This is a genomic window from Lentilitoribacter sp. JB5-8, from assembly GCF_055693385.1.
Genome location: NZ_CM146332.1, coordinates 2338306 through 2356931, shown reverse-complemented (window position 1 = coordinate 2356931; position 18626 = coordinate 2338306). Strand labels below are relative to the sequence as shown.

Sequence of the window (18626 nt, the reverse complement as noted above, 5' to 3'; positions counted from 1 at the left end):
TGTCTGACACGAGATGACACCTTCAACAATATGGCTTTACGTAGCCATAAAAAAACAGACCTCATTGATAATGAGGCCTGTCGATAATTGCAACGTGTTGTTGGACTAGAATTTGCTAAGCAAATTTTTGACCTTCACGGTGTGTTGCTTTGATTTCACGGACTGTACCCGTTGATGAACGCATCACAAAGGTATGTGTCGAAATGGCGTTACCTTTAAAACGAACGCCTTGCAGCATATCACCATCCGTCACACCCGTTGCAGCGAACATCACATCACCGCTTGCAAGCTCGGTTAGATCGTAAACCTTATTTGGATCAGAGACGCCCATAGTTGCAGCCCGGTCAATTTGGTCTTGTGATTTAAACAACAAGCGCCCCTGCATCTGGCCACCTGTGCAACGAAGCGCAGCTGCAGCTAACACACCCTCTGGTGCACCGCCTGTTCCCATATAAATATCGATACCGGTTTCTTCAGAGTCAGTTGTGTAGATCACGCCAGCGACATCACCATCTCCTATTAATCGCACCGCCGCACCGCAGGCGCGTACATCTGCAATCAGCTGAGCATGGCGCGGACGATCCAAAATACATGCACATACTTGACCGATTTCAACACCTTTATGTTTGGCAATTGCAGCCAGGTTTTCTGCAGGTGTTGCATCAATTGAGATGGTGCCTTCAGGATAACCAGGACCAATAGCAATTTTATCCATGTAAACATCTGGCGCGTAGAGCAACTTACCTTTGTTTGCAAAAGCGATCACAGCCAATGAATTTGGCATGTTTTTCGCGCAAATTGTTGTGCCTTCCAGCGGATCTAGAGCAATATCTAATTCAGGCCCATCTTTCGTGCCCACTTCTTCACCAATATATAGCATTGGCGCTTCATCGCGTTCGCCCTCACCGATCACAATCGTACCGCTGATATTTAGCTTGTTAAGCTCCGTTCGCATTGCATCAACGGCAACTTGGTCAGCCGCTTTTTCATCACCACGACCACGGAGTTTTGCAGCCGCAACAGCTGCGCGTTCCGTAACCCGTGCAATCTCAATTGATAAAATGCGATCTAGATCTTCTGAATTATTTTCCGCCATTGGTCATTCATCTCCGTATGGGAACTATATGTTTGCGTCATGCTGGAATGATCAATTATGCAAATTTCTTAACAAATTGGGCAAAACTCCCGCAGTTCCACTTTTCTATTCACAAGAATAAATAATTTGCCAGAATAAAATCGATTAGAATTATCTATTTATTTTCTTTCAATAATTTCAATCGTTTTAACCAACCCCGTGACGAAATTTGACGCACAAAAAAACGGGCAGAATCATATTCCACCCGTTCTGGTACTGATAAATTCATGCTTTGATCTTAAAGATCGACGTCCAAGATAGCCATTGAGAAATTGAACGAACGATCACCATCTTCATCATCAAGATAAATGACGCCGATAAATTCTTCACCTGAATAAACTTCCGCAGAATCATCCTTCTTAGGACGAGCGCGTACTTCAAAAGAAGGATTGAAAACACGCTTAAGGTAAGCATCTAGTTTTTTGATTTCATCAGGGTTCATCAGCCGCATTCTCCGTCTTTGCGATTCGTTTCACGTCTTTTGCCACGTGAGATGATAAATTTAAAGCGTATTCTTTATGAACCTTACTTGTCAGACGACGCATCTTGCGACGAGGAATTGATCATTTGATCCATCGCACGTGATGGCTCTTGGCACCCTGCTTCTCCGACAATACGTGCAGGTACACCCGCAACGGTTTTGTTCGCCGGTATAGGTTTTAACACCACAGAACCTGCAGCAATGCGCGAGCAATTGCCAATTTCAATATTACCAAGCACTTTCGCACCTGAACCAATTAGCACGCCGCAACCAATTTTTGGATGACGGTCACCACCTTCTTTACCGGTGCCACCTAATGTCACGTTTTGCAAAATCGAAACATTATCACCTACAACAGCGGTGCGACCAATCACAATACCCGTGGCGTGATCTAAGAATAAGCCTTTACCCAATTTAGATGCCGGATCGATATCCGTTTGGAAAATTGCCGATGAACGAGATTGCAAATAAAGTGCATAATCAACGCGACCTTTGTTCCAAAGCCAATGTGCCAAACGATGTGTTTGGATGGCGTGGAAGCCTTTGAAATAAAGGATTGGCTGAATAAATCGACTGCAAGCAGGGTCGCGATCATAAACGGCTTGAATATCAACGCGTAAAGTTGCACCCCAGCTTGGGTCATCTGCCAACATTTCCATATAGGTTTGTCGAATAACGCTGGCTTGCAGATCAGGATGGTCTAAACGTTCACAGACACGGTGAATAACAGCTTCTTCCAATGAAGGTTGCTGCAAGATCGTTGAATAGAGGAATGTTGCAAGAACTGGATCAGCTTGTGCAGCTTCTTCAGCCTCCTTGCGGATGGTATCCCAAATTGGGTCCATGGCATTCACTTTGTTTTTGTTAAGTGATTCAACCGATGTATTCATAGTCTTTCTCCAGATCTGATCGCGAGACCGCAATCATCATCTCCTATAAATATGACAAAATTGGTAAATTTTAAAGTGTTTGGATAAAGAACAAGCAAATATAATGAATATTTTACGCAAAACAGCCGTCAGGAAATATGTTCAAGGACTGCCTTTTTAAAAGTTTTATCGCCAACCGCTAACATATGGTCCCGACCCTCAATTGAGACAGAAGTCGCATTTGGCATAAGCGCTGCAAGTTCATCTGGAGAGCCTGCAATGTCATCTTTTGTACCCACCACTATGAGAGTTGGCATCGACATTTGGGACGCTTCTTCTTCGGTGACCAATACACGAGAAGTCTGAATACACGCAGCTAACGCAAATCGGTCACTTTTTGTTTGTTCAGCAAAAGCACGAAACATGCGGCCACGTTCATCTGTTACATCATCAAGTGATGGCGCTAACAAAGCCTCAGCTATTACATCCCAGTTGCCAACACCTTCCACCATACCAATGCCCAACCCACCAAATGTGAGTGATTTAACATATTGCGGCTCGGACTTTGCAATAAAGGCACATACGCGTGCGCCCATGGAATAGCCTAAAAAATGAGCTTCATCGATATTAAGTGATTGCAATAAATTTATCGCATCCGCTGCCATGTGATCAGGTGTGTAAACAGCACTATCATGCGGTTTATCGCTCAGACCGTGCCCACGATGATCAAAAGCAATGACGCGATACCCTGCTTCGGTGAGTGTTTTCACCCAACCAGTATATACCCAATTCACGTGTGCTGAAGACGCAAACCCGTGGATGAGCATAACCACAGCACCATCTTGCGGCCCTGCGTCCAACCAGGCGATATTGATCCCGTTTGAGTTAAACATGTTCATTTGGAAAGGTTGCGCCACCATATTACCGTCGTCTTTTTTGTGAAAGTTCAATCATTGAAATGAAGCTTTGCCAAGTTTTTGTGTGAGTGTCTACATATTTGCCTACACATTTTCGATATGAAGGTTTAAAGATAGTACCAACGAATATTTGCTTAGATACGGGAGCACGACATCATGGCTGGTCACAAAATGCCTTATTTCCACAATACCGCCGGATATCCCTCAATTGAGATTGGTACTAAAAAATTCATGTGTATTGGTGCAAAACCGCCATTTGATCACCCACATGAATATCTTGAAATGGGAGATGAAACTGAAATCGTCTGCCCATATTGTTCAACGCTTTATAAGTTCGTTCCAGAAGTTGGCCATAACGAATCAAAACCGTTTGGCTGCGTTTGGGAAGAAGAGACCGTTGCCTGATTGAGGTCGTTTGAATGTCGGAGGGGTCAGCATCAAACGAAAATCAATTAAATATAGCAATAGTTGGGGCCGGCATTGCAGGTTTAACGGCTGCTTTGACGATGTCGCGTGCTGGTGTACACGTTCAGATTTTTGAAAAAGCTGACGAACTGATAGAAATTGGGGCAAGTATTCAACTTTCCCCAAATGCGACCAAGATACTCCAAACATTAGGACTTGAAAGCGAACTTTCAAAACACTGGATCGAGCCACATTCTGTTAAGCTGACAGATGCGCAAACTTTGCGGATCATTGCTGAAGTGCCGATTGCTGAGCTTGCAAAAAACTCATGGGGTGCACCCTATGCAGTATTGCGACGCGCAGATTTACAGTATGTGCTTCATAAAGCTGTGATGGAGGACGAGAATTGCAAACTTCATCTTGCAAGTGATCTTAATTTTGATGGTCCGAACCGCCTTGCAAATGACGTTGCCGGCAAAATGGGGTGCAAACCTGATTTAATCATCGGCGCGGATGGGGTTTGGTCATCAGTTCGCAAAGTTATGCCACTAACCGGTCACCCCAAATTTGGTAATTACAATGCTTGGCGCTTTAATGCGGATTTATCTGCTCGTGCGCATTTACCTGCTGAAATCAGCAGTTCACGCAGTATCCATGTCCTCATGGGAGCATCAAATCACACAGCGATCTATCCCGCAGATGATAATGGCAACAGCAATGTTATTTTTGTCACCCGTGACAAGAATGACAAACCCGAGACAATTAAATTTGATAAGGCGATCTCGCGCTATGACATGCACCCAAATGCAATTCATATGCTCCAGTCTGCAACTGAACTGGGTTGCTGGCCAATTAATCAGGTGACAGACGGAACCTGGACCAATGGACGAGATATGGTGTTAATTGGTGATGCAGCACATGCAATGATGCCCTTTTCAGCGCAAGGTGCTGCGATGGCCATTGAAGACGGATATCTGCTGTCTAAAATGGTCACTGATAGCCCTTATCAAATCTCAGACATGTTGCAGCACTTTGAAAAGAAGCGAAAACTGCGTCTGACAAAGGTAAAAAGCCGCACCGCGTTTAACCGCTTTGCATATCACGCGATCGGACCCATTAAATGGGGACGAAATCTCGTCTTGTCCCGCAAGTCACCACAGAGCCTTGGTCGAGGGTTAGACTGGCTTTATGGCTGGTCAGCAGATGACTAAGGTTCAGTCTAATCGCATCCATCTGATCGACTATGCGCGGGGCTGGGCCATTATTGCGATGGCAATTTTTCACTTCACTTGGGATTTGGAATTTTTCGGATTTGTTGAACGCGGCTTAACATCGACATTTGAATGGAAAACTTTTGCCCGATGTATTGCATCAAGTTTCTTGTTTCTGGCGGGTGTCAGCCTGATTTTGAGCCATGATCCGGTTATTCGGTTCAGCTCTTTCATGAAACGTTTCATATGGCTTGTTGGCGCTGCTGCCATCATTTCGGCGGCAACATTTTATACCATGCCAAATGCACCAATCTTTTTTGGGATATTGCATTCAATTGCTGCGGCCAGTGTCATCGGACTTCTGTTAAGACGACTGCCACCGATAATATTGCTGCTGTTAGCGGCGTTGATTTTCCTGGCACCATTCTACCTTCGCTCAGAGATCTTCGACACACCAATCTTATGGTGGGTGGGATTAAACGCTAATATTCCAAGGTCCAATGATTACGTGCCATTATTGCCATGGCTGGCACCGTTTTTAGCGGGTATGGCGTCGGCAAAGCTTCTGAGAGCAAAGGGTGTATTTGAGAGGCTTGGTAAAACGCAAACACCGCCAGCAAATAAATTTTTAAAGGGCTTGAGCTTTATCGGGCGTCATAGTTTGGCGACATATCTGTTGCACCAACCAATTCTACTGGGTTTGGTTTGGTTGGCCGCGCAAATATTGAATTAGCTACGTGCTCACACCAATTTCAGCAAGCTTTGCCAAGCAGGCGTCTTCAAGATTATCTAATTCATCCACCATAGCTTCTAGATCGCGACGCTGTGTCCGCAATTCCTGGCGCTTCTTCTCAACTTGATTCATAACGATTTTAAGTTGCGTGGCAGAATTTGGCAGTGATAAATCAAGCTTAAGCAGCTCAGAGATTTCGGAAATGGTGAACCCAACACGCCGCGCCATGAGAATTTTAGCAATAATTCGACGATCTGAAGGCGAATAAAGGCGTGTGCGCCCTCGCCGCTCTGGTTGTAACAAACCCTCATCTTCGTAAAACCGTAATGTTCTAGTTGAGATGTCAAACTCTTTTGTAAGCTGAGAGATTGTATAATGGTTGACCATGGATCACATCATCCCGAACCAGTAACCAGCCAGTCCTAAAAATGCGAAGAATCCAATAACATCAGTCACTGTTGTTACAAACACCGTAGATGAAATGGCAGGATCAAAACCCATTTTGTCTAAAATGAGCGGCAACAAAATGCCTGCAAGGGCCGCAGAAATCATGTTTATGATCATCGCAACGCCAATGACGACGCCCAAATCAACATTGCTGAACCATACAGCCGATACAACACCGATTAGAACGGCAAATATAATTCCGTTTAAGCCACCAACAGCCGCTTCACGCAGGATAATGCGCCCAGCATTATAGATATCAAGATCTTTGACCGCGAGCGCCCTCACTGTCACTGTCATGGTTTGAGTGCCCGCATTCCCACCCATCGAGGCCACAATGGGCATGAGGATGGCCAGCGCAACCATCTGCTGGATCGTCGCATCAAAGAGACCAATAATCACAGATGCGAGTATCGACGTGACAAGATTGATAAAGAGCCAGGTAAAGCGCGACTTAAACGCGGCAAAGACGTTATCGGATAATTCCTCATCACCGACACCCGCGAGCGCTTTGATATCTTCCTCGGCCTCTTCATGGATCACATCCACCACATCATCAATGGTCAGCACTCCCACAAGGCGATCGTTATGATCAACAACTGCGGCAGACAACAAATCGTACTGTTCAAAAACGATAGCCGCCTCTTCCTGATCCATCTGTGCAGGAATTGGGTGAATGGTATCATTCATTATATCTTCAGCGCGCACATGCCGGCGCGTACGCAATATGCGGTCAAGTTCGATATCACCAACTAGCTTGTAAGTCGCGTCAATCACATAAATCTGCGAGAATCGTTCCGGAAGGTCTTTATCAAGACGCATGTAATCGATCACCTGGCCGATTGTCCAAAATGGCGGTACAGCAACAAACTCACTCTGCATACGCCGCCCAGCGCTATCCTCAGGATAATCAAGTGATCTTTTAAGACGAACGCGCTCAATAAATGGCAGATAATCGAGAATCTCCTGACGGTCTTTTTCATCAAGATCTTCTAGAATAAATACCGCATCATCGGAATCCATCTCTCCGATCGCGCGGGCCACATCCTGATTTGGTATAGCTTCAACAATTTCAACACGAATGGCTTCATCAACTTCGGTCAGTGCCGCAAAGTCAAAGGAATCACCCAAGAGTTCGACAAGCTTCTGCCGACGCTCGGGTTTGAGAGATTCGATCAGATCACCAAGCTCAGATTCGTGAAGGCCTTCAACATATTGATTGAGCGTTTTAACATCATCCGCATCAAGGGTATCTGCTACAGATTTTCGAAAATCTGAGCGAATGCGACCATCATCATCATAGATATCGGCATCCTTTTGGTCGGAAACCTCGTTCTGCGCATCATCTACGATCGCATCAACATTATTTTGGTTAAGTTCGGGGGCTGAATCGGGCTGTTTTTTATCGTCGGCCATCGAAATATCCAAATAAAGCTAAGAATTGTTAGCGCCATAATACAATGTTCGTAAACAAGGTAGCCAGTCAAAGCGCATCTGACAAAAGATATTTTGATAATATCAAGGGTTTTATGGGGCAAAAAGCCAATGCTGAGATCTAAAGCACTCTGAAAGGCAGCTAGTATGTTCTATAGGCGAATAAACACATGTAATCCGGTTCCCGATAAGGGAATGCAATAAGATCTAATTGTCATAGGATTGTGTCACTTTATAATCGAAAAATGGCGCGAGTGACGGGGCTCGAACCCGCGACCTTCGGCGTGACAGGCCGACACTCTAACCATCTGAGCTACACCCGCACATTTTTCGTTTTGGTCTTGAATGTTCAAAACCATGAGCGGGTGATTAAGCTTAATCGCTGAAAGTGTCAAGCACATTTGTTGACCTTTTTTACAAAACTATGTCATTTTTTTAAACACACCACTTTCTTTCATTTTCTTGAATTTTTTGCTTGCACTTATTCGCGGAAGCGCCTAAACGGGTCACCGCAATGGGCGATTAGCTCAGTTGGTAGAGCGCTTCGTTTACACCGAAGATGTCAGGAGTTCGAGTCTCTTATCGCCCACCATTGCTCCTCTCCTTAAAATAACTGTTGAACCTGGCTTGCATTGACGATCTGCCTGTTCTAGAGCTTGCTCATGCAAACTATTACTACAAATCGCAAAGATCATTATCACTGCTCAAAATAGAGCGGTCGATATTCTTTGTTTATTTCAACCGCCTCAATGGCGGTTTTTTTGTGCAGTTGAGGCATTTCAATCAGGTTAAGAATGAAAATGGTACTTGAGAAAGACATCTCATTTCGCGCTGCACGCCCGGAAGATAGCAAAATAGTATTTGAACTTTTTGAGCAGGTGCAAAATATTCACCTTGAAGCAGAACCAAAGATTTTCAAACCGGCCCTATGGGACGAGCACTTCCAAATGTTTCTGGATGATTTGTTCAACAACGATGAGAAGTTTCTCATTTTTGCTGAATTTGAAGGTCGTGTATGCGGATATGTTCAATTTACAAAAAAGTTGAAAAGCGAATCTATATTTCAATATCAGCAAAAGCGCGTGGATATTGGTCAGTTAGTTGTTGCAAAGGGCTTTCGGAAATCAGGCATTGGTACATATCTGATAAATTATGTGAAGCGATTTGCGCGGTACTCTGGTGCTGAAATCCTTACCATTGACTATTGGTCATTTAACTTAGCTTCTGAGCGCTGCTTCACAAAGGCAGGTTTTGAGACGAAATATCACGTCATGCAGCAAGACATATAAAAAAGCCTCCGATTCTTATCGGAGGCTTAATCGTCTGTCATGTGTGCTATTTACTAACTTGCCTTGGACAGCTGCGCCACTTGTTGGGTGGTGCCAGTGCCCTGATAATCTTCGTGAACTGTGAATACTGATAACGATTCGATTAAGCGCTCAGCTTCATTGGAGAGTTCCTGAATAGATTGTGTCGACCGCTTAGCCATCTGAGCATTTTGTTGTGTCACACCATCCATTTCGCTCACAGCAACGTTGACTTCGCGAACGCCGGAAGCCTGCTCATTAAATGTTGAAGCCATTTCTGAAATCAATTCATTGATATGGAACACCTCATCTTCAATAACCTTCAGTGTTGCACCTGTGTCATTGACTAGGCCCACACCATTGGCGACTTGTTTTTCGGACTTATCAATAAGCTGTTGGATTTCCTTAGCAGCATTTGCAGAGCGCCCCGCAAGTTCGCGGACTTCCTGAGCAACAACCGCAAAGCCTTTACCAGCTTCACCGGCACGTGCAGCTTCCACACCTGCGTTAAGCGCAAGGAGATTGGTTTGGAAGGCGATCTCATCGATCACAGTGATAATCTGACCAACTTGTTCTGAAGACTGCTTGATTTCATCCATTGCAGAAATTGCATTTGAGACAATCTTCGCTGAATGTGCTGTTTTCTCTTTTGTATCAGCAACGCGAGCACCAGCTTCATTTGCTTTTTGCGATGTCTTTTCAATTGATGCTGAAATATTTTCTACCGCAATGCCTGTTTCATTTAGTGCCGCTGCTTGTTGTTCAGCGCGGTGCGCAAGATCATCAGATGACTGGCTCATCTCACCAGTGCCGCGTGATAGATGTTTTGCGGTTTTTGAAACAGATGATAACGCAAATTCAAGTTTACGAACTGATGAATTGAAATCCTCACTTAATTGCTCAAACGGACCATCGAACTGCTCGCGCATGCGATATGTCACATCACCTTGTGCAAGTTTTGAAAGTCCTGTTCCCAATGCATCAATAACTTCTTGCAGCTTCGCAGTTTCCATCGCTTTTTCTGCATCGCGCTGCTCTTGCGCTGCAACCACTTCATTTTGTGCCACTTCTGCTGAACGTGAGTGCTTTTCAGCTTCTGCCTGTGCGGCGTGAGCACCGGTGATAGCTTCGCTTGCTGATGCAAATGATTTCCACATCATTGTTGTTAGCGCCAATAACACACCAGCTTCCGCAACAAGGATGAGTGCATGCAATCCAACGCGTACAATTGAGCTTTCGCCCGGGAAGACCACGGCTGGAATTAAGAAGTATAAAACAGTGTGGTGAACTGCTGTTAATCCGGTAAAGGCAAGAATTGGACGCCAGTCGATTACAGACGCACAAATAGCAAGCATTGCAAAGAAATACATGTGCATGTCAATTTGCAAACCTGATCCTGAGAAGGATGCAACAAGCAGCGAAACCAGAGCAGCTTGGGTTAACCCCATTGTAGCTCGAGCGATTTCGCCTTTTTTATCCATGCGCCATGAAAGCGTGCCCATACCAGCCATAAGAATCGCACCAAGCGACAAAACTGTTGCTTGATCGTGGCCGACGAAGAATGCTCTGGTTATGACCAACGCAGCATTAATCCACAAAAGCGCGATTAGCACCTTCATCCCAATGTTTCTGATATCTGATATCGACTTCATTTATTCTATCCTTAAATGAGACAAGCGGATGCAATAGACCCGTCAATGACAAGCCAGGCCCCCGCCTGATACAACTTAGCTACAAAAGTACTGGTAGCTTTGGTATTCTCTTTTTCTTGAGTAATGCTCGTGTTTTGCATTTGCGGAGTAACCACAGCAATCCAATCAGCACGGCCTGAATTGACCAATGCGCCATCTGCTTTATCGATGACTGATAGAATTTCACCACTTTGGCCCCAAGGTGGAGTGATAATGGCGACGCGATCATTCTTTGGCATCAGAATAGGTATCGCAATGACAGCGACACAGATCAAAATGTTAACACCAAAAAGTACCCGCAACTGTTAATCTTCCGTATTTGTCCAGTATTAAATGCCCGATTCTGGCAATAAAATTATGGACTTAGAAACAACGACCAACGAACGTTATTCATTCGTTAGCAAGAAAAGTACAATTTTAGTATTTCACAAGTATTAATCGTGTTTATGAGTTTTCGGTAGGCATTTGTACTACACCACCGATGCAAGCGCCCGAAACACCTGTCGTTGTGGGATATGTTAGTGGCAAACCTTTGACTGATCTGATGGCAAGATAACCCCAGGCTTCAGCTTCTACAGCATCACCTGAAATTGCAAGATCCTCGGACTTAATAATGCGCTTATCATTGGAATTAGGAGCAATATCAAGCGCTTCATGAAGTTCACTCACAATGGTTTTATTTAACCGGCCTCCACCGGATAACACCCACAGCTTAGGTTCACGCGGTAGACGCCCCTGTGACTTGGCAATTAATTTTGCCGTAACATATGCGAGCGTTCTTGCGCCGTCCTCCAAACTAAGCTCTCCTTTTTCGAGCGGTTTAAAATCAAGCCTGTCGAGTGAAATACCACGATCTAGTTTTTCCGCCATTGGATCAATATATCGCTTTGCTATCTCATAATTAATATGCCCAGCATGCCCAATCTTGCCACCGTCGTCGAATGCAATACCTTTGTGCGCATAGACCCATTGATCGATTAAAACATTGCCCGTCCCACAATCAAAAGCATGTGGAGGCGTATCCCCGTCGATATAGGTTAGATTTGAAATGCCGCCAATATTGACAAAACAAACAGGATTAAGACCTTGCCACTGCACATCAAGATTTGCCGCCAGAGCAGCATGATAAGCGGGGGCAAGCGGAGCACCCTGCCCGCCATTGGCTGCATCATTTGCCCGCATGTCATAAACTACTGGCATGCCAAGTTGATTTGCTAAGCGTGCACCACTTCCCAATTGCACCGTTAAACCAATGTCAGGTTTGTGCAACACGGTTTGGCCGTGAAATCCAACAAGATCGATATCAGATGGGCGAAGTGAATGGACCTCTAAAAACTGCACGACAGCATTTGCATGCAGATCTGTCAGTTCAATTTCAATCTGAGATAAATTACCCGGGCGATCGCCACGATGTTCAATTTTCAAAGCTGTCTGGAGAGATCGCGCCAGTTTTTTTCGAAACTCATCGTTATATGGAACCGTTAAAAACGGACCACGTTCCAACTCGTTTTTACCATCTGAGCGCAATAGCGCCACATCTATTCCATCTAGTGATGTGCCAGACATAAGACCAATTGCATTCAGCGCTATATCCGCTTGTTGTCTGCCTTTATGTTTCATTTTGCGTTCCGGATATTAATAATATTGAAAAGACAGGGGTGAAATCATTTTAAAACAGTGTTAAACGCGGCTTGGTTTTAATAGACTATGCGCAATTCGTCTTTTGAAATCAATTCAAATTCTATTGTAATTTAGCGCGATAACCGACCAAAAGGTAACTCTTATGTCTGAGTTTAAATCCGATTTCCTCCACACACTTTCAGAACGTGGCTTCATTCATCAAACATCTGATGATCAAGGACTTGATAAACTTTTCCAAGAGGAAACGGTCACCGCATATATTGGCTTTGATCCAACGGCTGCAAGTTTGCATGCTGGATCTCTTACTCAAATCATGCTTTTACATTGGCTTCAGCAAACCGGCCATAAGCCGATCTCTTTAATGGGTGGCGGCACTGGTATGGTGGGTGATCCTTCATTTAAAGATGAATCACGCCAATTGATGACGCTTGAAAAAATTGAAGAGAATATTGCCAGCTTAAAGACGATCTTTGCCAACTATCTTACCTATGGTGACGGTAATACAGACGCATTGATGGTCAATAACGCTGATTGGCTTAAAGGTATCAACTATCTTGAGTTCCTGCGTGATGTCGGCCGTCATTTTTCTGTTAACCGCATGATGGCGTTTGATTCCGTAAAATTAAGACTTGATCGCGAACAATCGCTGTCGTTTCTTGAATTTAACTACATGATCTTGCAAGGCTATGATTTTGTCGAACTTGCAAATCGATATGATTGTCGCGTGCAACTTGGTGGTTCCGACCAATGGGGTAACATCATCAATGGTATTGATTTGGGCCACCGCATGGGCACTAAACAGCTTTATGCGATTACTTCACCTCTCTTGACTACCTCTTCTGGTGCGAAAATGGGTAAATCTGCAAATGGTGCGGTTTGGCTGAATGCAGATATGCTTTCTGCATACGATTTCTGGCAATATTGGCGGAATACAGAAGATGCTGATGTATCTAAATTCTTGAAACTATTCACAACGCTTCCAATGGATGAAATCAATCGATTGTCAGCCCTAGGCGGTAGTGAAATCAACGAAGTTAAAAAGGTACTTGCAACTGAAGTTACTGCCATGGCGCATGGTCGTGAACAAGCAACAGCTGCTGCGGAAACAGCTCGCAAAACATTTGAAGAAGGTGCGGTTGCGCAAGATCTTCCAAGTATTGATGTGCCAGCAGGTGATTTAAAAGAAGGTGTTGGTTTGCTTTCATTAATTGTCAGCGCTGGACTTGCTGGTTCAAATGGTGAAGCGCGTCGTCACATTAAAGGTGGTGCGATCAAAATCAATGACAAGCAAGTAAGTGATGAGCGTTTGCAAATTACCGATAGCGCCACCAGCGATGAAGGCGTGATCAAACTTTCAATGGGTAAAAAGAAACACGTTCTTATTCGCCCAAGCTAAGAGTATAGTTTTTGTAAAAAATTCAAAGCGACCGCAATTTATTGCGGTCGTTTTTTTATCTAGCGTCTAAATTCAAAGATGTTTCTAAATACGCCAGGCGCGACTACAGATAATGGATTTACTTGAACACGTGGATTATCTGAGCTGCCTGAAACACGGAATGTGATCCCTAAAAGCGCTTTATCCTTACCATTGCCGAGCAACGCGCCAAGGACAGGGATTTCTCCAAAAAAGCGGTTTAATGCATAGGCAGGCATGAATGTTCCTGCCATATCTGTGTTGTCATCTTGGTCGTATAAAAGGCCTGAGAACGCAGCACCAATTTGCGCACCGCGTACTATTCCATCATCGACAAACATAACACCGTTATCCATTTGAACACGGATATCTGCGAGATCAAAACTCACGCGAGAAACATCAAGTCGCCCCTTTAGCGCTTCGTTTAAACTGCGTTCTTTATCGCTCGCTCGCGTCGAAACAAGCGTTCGTAAACGTTCATCACCGATGACTTTAAACTTTCTGATCAGAACGTCGCCCTTGTAGGGTTCATCGCCTGTTTTGGTCATGACCAAATCTAGGGAACCACCTTGAACATAGGCATAGATATCAAAGAAACGCCAAAAACTACCAGAATCATCGCTTGCTACAGTAATGCGTTCATTCTTAACATCTGCCTCCAAACGGGCAGCGACTGAACCATCTTGTTTGGTGCGCCCAGTAAATTCGGCCAGACGCGGTATCGCCTGTTCTTCAACATAGCGCATGGTTGCATTTGTTAAGTGCTCACCGCCAAATCCATAGACCTTGTTGATTTTACCCGTTAGATCAAAACTCGCTTCACTTTTGGACTGCTTGCGAACTTGTTCACTATTGGCTTTAATTTGCGTAATGAGTGGACGCATATCAAATGCTTCCCCGCCGACGGTTACTTTGTATCCACCAGATTTTCTGGACAGACTAAAGTTATAATTATCTTTGGGTGCGAGTTTCACGGTTGAAAATTTTGCGCTCTTCATTCCGTCTTTATCTAACGAAATCTCACCTTTTGCTGAGAAGCCTTTTCCGCGGAAATTAAAGTTACCCACGTCAACATCATCACCGTCCTGATTGAGTTGAAAACTCGCTTGTGCAGCAATTCCTTTCGATTTTACCCATCCGGTACCCGGCGCTACAATTCGACTGTTTTTTAAATCAAGCTCAACGTTATCTGTATTTTTTCCAATTTTGGTGACGTTAAAACCGACATTTCCAAACACAATATCATCAAGCCCGAGCTTTAACAGCGCACGTTCTTTGTCATTAATAGTACCAGTTAATTGACGGCTTGGTTCGACACCTGAATTTCTAACAGGTTCGATAACACTTGCCGTTACATTAACCCCATCAGCTTTCATTTTCGCGTCGAGCACCGCCTTTTCTATATCAACATCCAACGTTCCGTTGATATTTGTAAGATTATAACCCTCAAACGGCTTTTTAAGATCAACCCCGTTGAGCGCTAATGTTACATCCCAAACAGGGTCTGGCGGGTTTTGGTTTTGTATCAGCCCGAAGGTCGCCTTAACATTCGCATCAACCAATCCAGAAATATCGTCCGGCTCTAAACCCACTTCGTCGAGTGCATCAATCGGTTCAAAGCTAATAAGCTCAGCCGCAGCGTCCGCCCAACCAGATAGATTAATATCTATTTCGGCCATCAAAGGAGTGACATATGTATTGGGTATCACAACCTCGCCACCAATGATTTCCATTTTGCGGTTGGATGGGAAATAAGATGTACCTTCATCAATCTTAACGGTGACTTCTCCACCGCGAAGTTTCATGCTGCCAAAGGCGTTTCGAACAGGTGGGATTTCACCAACAATATTGACCCTTGCATTGGAGAAATCATAATCAACTTGATAATCTTCCGCCTTGTGGCGAATTGGGCGTATTGGGTTTGAAAAACGTCCGGCATCAACGTGAAGCCAAAGTTTTAGATTATTGATCTGGCCACCATAAATACTGTTGGTTGCCCAGCCTCTGGTCCCTCGCCCAAGCCAAAATGGCCAAAACTGTTTGGCAACAGATGTTTGGATGCGCGGCACATCTAAAGACAAATTAATTTCAGGCGATTCACTATCTGCAAATCTAAAGACAGCATTGCCCGCAGCATAATCTGGACCAGTTGTGACCAACAACTCTTCCGCGACAAGTGTATTTGCAGAAAAATCATAATGCCCAAAAGCTTTCGCTGAAAATTCAACTGGAGCTTCATTGGTATCTGTTGGTGAAAGATAGCCATCCTTTACGAGCAAATCAAATACCAGCCCACTACTCGGCCCGCCTTCAAAATTTTCAGCATTAATGATACCACCAACCAGCGGAAACTTTGATTTTGCGACCGAGAATTTGGATGATAAAAGCTCAATCGACTTTTTCTCAGGATCATAAGCAACATTCAACTCGGATGCGTTGAGCTGGGTATTTTCACCACCCATTTTGAGCGTTCCTGGTGCAAATTTCAGATTTGCTGTAACGCTTGCTTTTTCGTTATCGGTTGCTTGGCCAATTTCAAGAATACTGGCCACCTTGGTGATTAAACCTGATCTGAATTCTGGATTTGCATCTTTGGTTTCAAAATCAATCGCCAGCTCACTTAGTTGAACACTGATCCACTTGCGTTCACCTTCTTTGGATTGATCAATATTTAGCTCAAGTTCCTGTTCACCAAGCAAAATACTGCCCGATAATGCAAGTATCTCACCGTTTTTCTTCTCAACTTTTATTTCCGAGAGTGTTAAGCCTCCAAAACGAGTTGCAATGGGATGGTCAACTCGCACATCATTGAAAACGACATCATTTGCATTTCTGAGTGCCTTTTGGCTTTCCAACTGGTTCAGAACAAGAAAAAGAGAATCAACAGCCTGCTCGACCCTATCAATTTGCGGCATTGCAATGGCCGGAGTTTCATCGGTGACTGCTGGCGTTTTAAAGACCAGATCTACGTCTGAAATTTCAACGGCTGAGATGTTGGCTTCACCTTTTGCAAGATCAAACGGATCAAGTTTTAATTGAGCTTTTGCAACATTCATTTCAAATTGTGGATGGGTATCAACTTGTTTACCCGCTGCAATCTCTGCAAGTTGCTCATCTGCATTTAATTTGGAAGCATGAAAGTTTTGCGAAAGATTAAGATCACGTGCTTCAAAGGCTAAATGCCCATCGCCGGTTAATCGCAGAACGGTGCGTTCAACTTTTGCAGCACTGCTATCCCCAACAATGTTTTGAAATGAGCTTTGAGCATAGTCTGAAACAACGCGGTCAAGCAGACCAAATTGCAGGGACAACAAGCCAGCAACTGCAAATACGATGACCCCGATCACAGCCCATGAGAACCAATGTCCGCATGATAAACAAAAGTCTTTTAAACGATTGCGCGACATGTGTTCGCGTGTCTCCCTTATTGATTATCTAATCTGCGTTGCAAAATCTTGTTGAACAACACAAAAATGAAAATCTATTCACTTCCTCAAAGCGTAATACTTCTACATAACCTAAAGGCTCATGAACAGGCTGATCATATTGATTTAAGCCATCATGAACGCATTTTTAAAAAGGACCGTATGATGAGTGAAGTTATTGAAAATTCCACAGCCCCAGACTTTAATTTACCACGTGATGGTGGCGAAACTGTGCAATTATCGGACTATAAGGGTAAAAAGGTTGTTCTTTTCTTTTATCCAAAGGATGACACTAAGGGATGTACGGTCGAAGCCATCGATTTCACTAAAAAGTTAGGTGAATTTGAAGCTGCTGGTGCTGTTGTGATTGGCATGTCACCAGATCCTGTCAAAAAACATGATAAATTCATCGACAAGCATGATCTGAAAGTTATTCTTGCCTCTGATGAGGAAAAAACCACACTCGAAGCATACAATGTCTGGAAAGAGAAAAGTATGTATGGCAAAAAATATATGGGCGTCGAGCGCTCCACATTTGTAATTGATGAAAATGGCATTGTTAAAAACGCCTGGCGAAAAGTTAAGGTCCCTGGTCATGTCGATGCCGTGTTAGAAGCAGTTCAAGCACTTGGATAATTGCAATTGACGGACCAAAATGTTGAAAATTTCCCGTGCCATTCATTACGAGATGGCGCGGTAAAAGCAATAAAATCAGCAGATCTTGATGAAAAGACCATGATCGCGCAGGACATTGCGACAAGATGGTTCGCTAAACAATTGTCTTTGCGTTCACCTTTAGATGAACCAATAACAGATCGCCCGGGACGTCCGGAAAAACCAACCTTAGTGCCCCCAATGCAAGTGGAACGTCGCTCCATCAAAAGCGTTGAAGGCAGAGTTAAACTCCTGCACGCCATTGCACATATAGAACTTAACGCCACTGACCTTGCGCTTGATATTGTTGCACGATTTGCCTCGCTCCCTATGCCAAGATCTTTTTTTGATAATTGGATGCAAGTCGCCTTTGAAGAGGCCAAACATTTTAATCTCGTTCGTGGACGCCTTATCGCGCTAGGCGCTGATTATGGCGATCACGTGGCCCATGACGGTTTGTGGGAAGCCGCTCATGATACTCGAAATGATCTGACCGCACGCCTTGCTGTTGTACCACTTGTTCTGGAAGCACGCGGGCTTGACGTAACTCCACCTTTGCAAGCCAAAATGCGCCAAACACGTGATCATGAAAGTGCGGATGTATTAGATATCATCTATGAGGACGAGAAAAAACACGTCGCAATCGGTGCAAAATGGTTCCGGTTTTTGTGCGCGCGTGAAAAGAAAGATCCTGCGTCGACTTTTCGCAAGCTTATTCAGATCAACTTCCATGGCCGGATAAAACCGCCTTTTAATGAGCTAGCACGGGCTGAAGCTGGCTTAACACCTTCATTTTATAGAAACCTATCCCCTCTTGGCACCTCATAATACGTCGCATATTTTCTGATTTTGATGACAAAATACA

General features: G+C 44.2%; 17 protein-coding genes and 2 tRNA genes. 8 read left to right on the top strand and 11 right to left on the bottom strand.

Annotated features, from left to right (window positions below; all coding sequences use genetic code 11):
• Positions 1 to 115: 115 nt before the first annotated feature.
• From glpX to ACZ1GZ_RS11550, 4 genes are all read right to left on the bottom strand, one after another.
• The gene (gene glpX / locus ACZ1GZ_RS11565) at positions 116 to 1096 is read right to left on the bottom strand and encodes a class II fructose-bisphosphatase (protein ID WP_472665032.1); all 981 of its coding nucleotides are present in this window, start codon (positions 1094 to 1096) and stop codon (positions 116 to 118) included.
• A 277-nt stretch (positions 1097 to 1373) separates the two neighbouring features.
• The gene (locus tag ACZ1GZ_RS11560; protein WP_472665031.1) at positions 1374 to 1577 is read right to left on the bottom strand and encodes a DUF3126 family protein; all 204 of its coding nucleotides are present in this window, start codon (positions 1575 to 1577) and stop codon (positions 1374 to 1376) included.
• Positions 1578 to 1660: 83 nt separating this feature from the next.
• Entirely contained in the window at positions 1661 to 2506 is an 846-nt protein-coding gene (cysE, locus tag ACZ1GZ_RS11555) for a serine O-acetyltransferase (protein ID WP_472665030.1), read from the bottom strand.
• 128 nt (positions 2507 to 2634) lie between these two features.
• Complete coding sequence (locus tag ACZ1GZ_RS11550; RefSeq protein ID WP_472665029.1) at positions 2635 to 3384, bottom strand: alpha/beta fold hydrolase; 750 nt, start codon at positions 3382 to 3384, stop codon at positions 2635 to 2637.
• Positions 3385 to 3558: 174 nt separating this feature from the next.
• On the opposite strand from ACZ1GZ_RS11550, the gene ACZ1GZ_RS11545 reads away from it, so the two are divergent.
• Genes ACZ1GZ_RS11545 through ACZ1GZ_RS11535 form a run of 3 tightly spaced genes read left to right on the top strand, consistent with a single transcriptional unit; the run spans position 3559 to position 5751 of the window.
• Positions 3559 to 3807 (top strand): zinc-finger domain-containing protein, encoded by a 249-nt coding sequence (locus ACZ1GZ_RS11545; protein WP_472665028.1) that lies wholly within the window; start codon positions 3559 to 3561, stop codon positions 3805 to 3807.
• 14 nt (positions 3808 to 3821) lie between these two features.
• Positions 3822 to 5018 carry an FAD-dependent monooxygenase gene (locus ACZ1GZ_RS11540; protein WP_472665027.1) on the top strand — a complete coding sequence of 399 codons (1197 nt, stop codon included), beginning with the start codon at positions 3822 to 3824 and terminating at the stop codon, positions 5016 to 5018.
• Positions 5011 to 5751, top strand: a complete 741-nt coding sequence (locus ACZ1GZ_RS11535; RefSeq protein WP_472665026.1) for a heparan-alpha-glucosaminide N-acetyltransferase — start codon at positions 5011 to 5013, stop codon at positions 5749 to 5751. Before ACZ1GZ_RS11540 ends, ACZ1GZ_RS11535 begins: the two co-directional genes overlap by 8 nt.
• On the opposite strand, the gene ACZ1GZ_RS11530 is transcribed toward ACZ1GZ_RS11535, so the two are convergent.
• From ACZ1GZ_RS11530 to ACZ1GZ_RS11520, 3 genes are all read right to left on the bottom strand, one after another.
• Positions 5752 to 6138, bottom strand: coding sequence for a MerR family transcriptional regulator (locus ACZ1GZ_RS11530; RefSeq protein WP_472665024.1), 387 nt, complete (start codon positions 6136 to 6138; stop codon positions 5752 to 5754).
• Between the two features lie 3 nt (positions 6139 to 6141).
• Positions 6142 to 7548 (bottom strand): magnesium transporter, encoded by a 1407-nt coding sequence (gene mgtE / locus ACZ1GZ_RS11525; protein WP_472668285.1) that lies wholly within the window; start codon positions 7546 to 7548, stop codon positions 6142 to 6144.
• 327 nt (positions 7549 to 7875) lie between these two features.
• A tRNA-Asp gene (locus ACZ1GZ_RS11520) sits at positions 7876 to 7952 on the bottom strand.
• A gap of 193 nt (positions 7953 to 8145) precedes the next feature.
• On the opposite strand from ACZ1GZ_RS11520, the gene ACZ1GZ_RS11515 reads away from it, so the two are divergent.
• Positions 8146 to 8221, top strand: a tRNA-Val gene (locus tag ACZ1GZ_RS11515).
• A gap of 202 nt (positions 8222 to 8423) precedes the next feature.
• Complete coding sequence (locus tag ACZ1GZ_RS11510; protein WP_472665023.1) at positions 8424 to 8918, top strand: GNAT family N-acetyltransferase; 495 nt, start codon at positions 8424 to 8426, stop codon at positions 8916 to 8918.
• A gap of 53 nt (positions 8919 to 8971) precedes the next feature.
• On the opposite strand, the gene ACZ1GZ_RS11505 is transcribed toward ACZ1GZ_RS11510, so the two are convergent.
• From ACZ1GZ_RS11505 to ACZ1GZ_RS11495, 3 genes are all read right to left on the bottom strand, one after another.
• Positions 8972 to 10588 (bottom strand): methyl-accepting chemotaxis protein, encoded by a 1617-nt coding sequence (locus tag ACZ1GZ_RS11505; RefSeq protein WP_472665022.1) that lies wholly within the window; start codon positions 10586 to 10588, stop codon positions 8972 to 8974.
• Positions 10589 to 10599: 11 nt separating this feature from the next.
• Positions 10600 to 10866 carry a hypothetical protein gene (locus ACZ1GZ_RS11500; protein WP_472665021.1) on the bottom strand — a complete coding sequence of 89 codons (267 nt, stop codon included), beginning with the start codon at positions 10864 to 10866 and terminating at the stop codon, positions 10600 to 10602.
• 205 nt (positions 10867 to 11071) lie between these two features.
• On the bottom strand, positions 11072 to 12247 hold the full coding sequence (locus ACZ1GZ_RS11495) for an anhydro-N-acetylmuramic acid kinase (protein ID WP_472665020.1): 1176 nt from the start codon (positions 12245 to 12247) through the stop codon (positions 11072 to 11074).
• 163 nt (positions 12248 to 12410) lie between these two features.
• Between ACZ1GZ_RS11495 and tyrS the strand changes: the two genes are divergently transcribed.
• On the top strand, positions 12411 to 13664 hold the full coding sequence (gene tyrS / locus ACZ1GZ_RS11490; RefSeq protein WP_472665019.1) for a tyrosine--tRNA ligase: 1254 nt from the start codon (positions 12411 to 12413) through the stop codon (positions 13662 to 13664).
• Positions 13665 to 13723: 59 nt separating this feature from the next.
• Here the strand turns inward: tyrS and ACZ1GZ_RS11485 are convergent, their stop codons facing one another.
• Positions 13724 to 17089 carry a hypothetical protein gene (locus ACZ1GZ_RS11485; protein ID WP_472665018.1) on the bottom strand — a complete coding sequence of 1122 codons (3366 nt, stop codon included), beginning with the start codon at positions 17087 to 17089 and terminating at the stop codon, positions 13724 to 13726.
• 183 nt (positions 17090 to 17272) lie between these two features.
• Between ACZ1GZ_RS11485 and ACZ1GZ_RS11480 the strand changes: the two genes are divergently transcribed.
• On the top strand, positions 17273 to 17743 hold the full coding sequence (locus ACZ1GZ_RS11480; RefSeq protein ID WP_472668284.1) for a peroxiredoxin: 471 nt from the start codon (positions 17273 to 17275) through the stop codon (positions 17741 to 17743).
• Positions 17744 to 17749: 6 nt separating this feature from the next.
• Complete coding sequence (locus ACZ1GZ_RS11475; RefSeq protein ID WP_472665017.1) at positions 17750 to 18589, top strand: ferritin-like domain-containing protein; 840 nt, start codon at positions 17750 to 17752, stop codon at positions 18587 to 18589.
• The last annotated feature ends 37 nt before the right edge of the window (positions 18590 to 18626 follow it).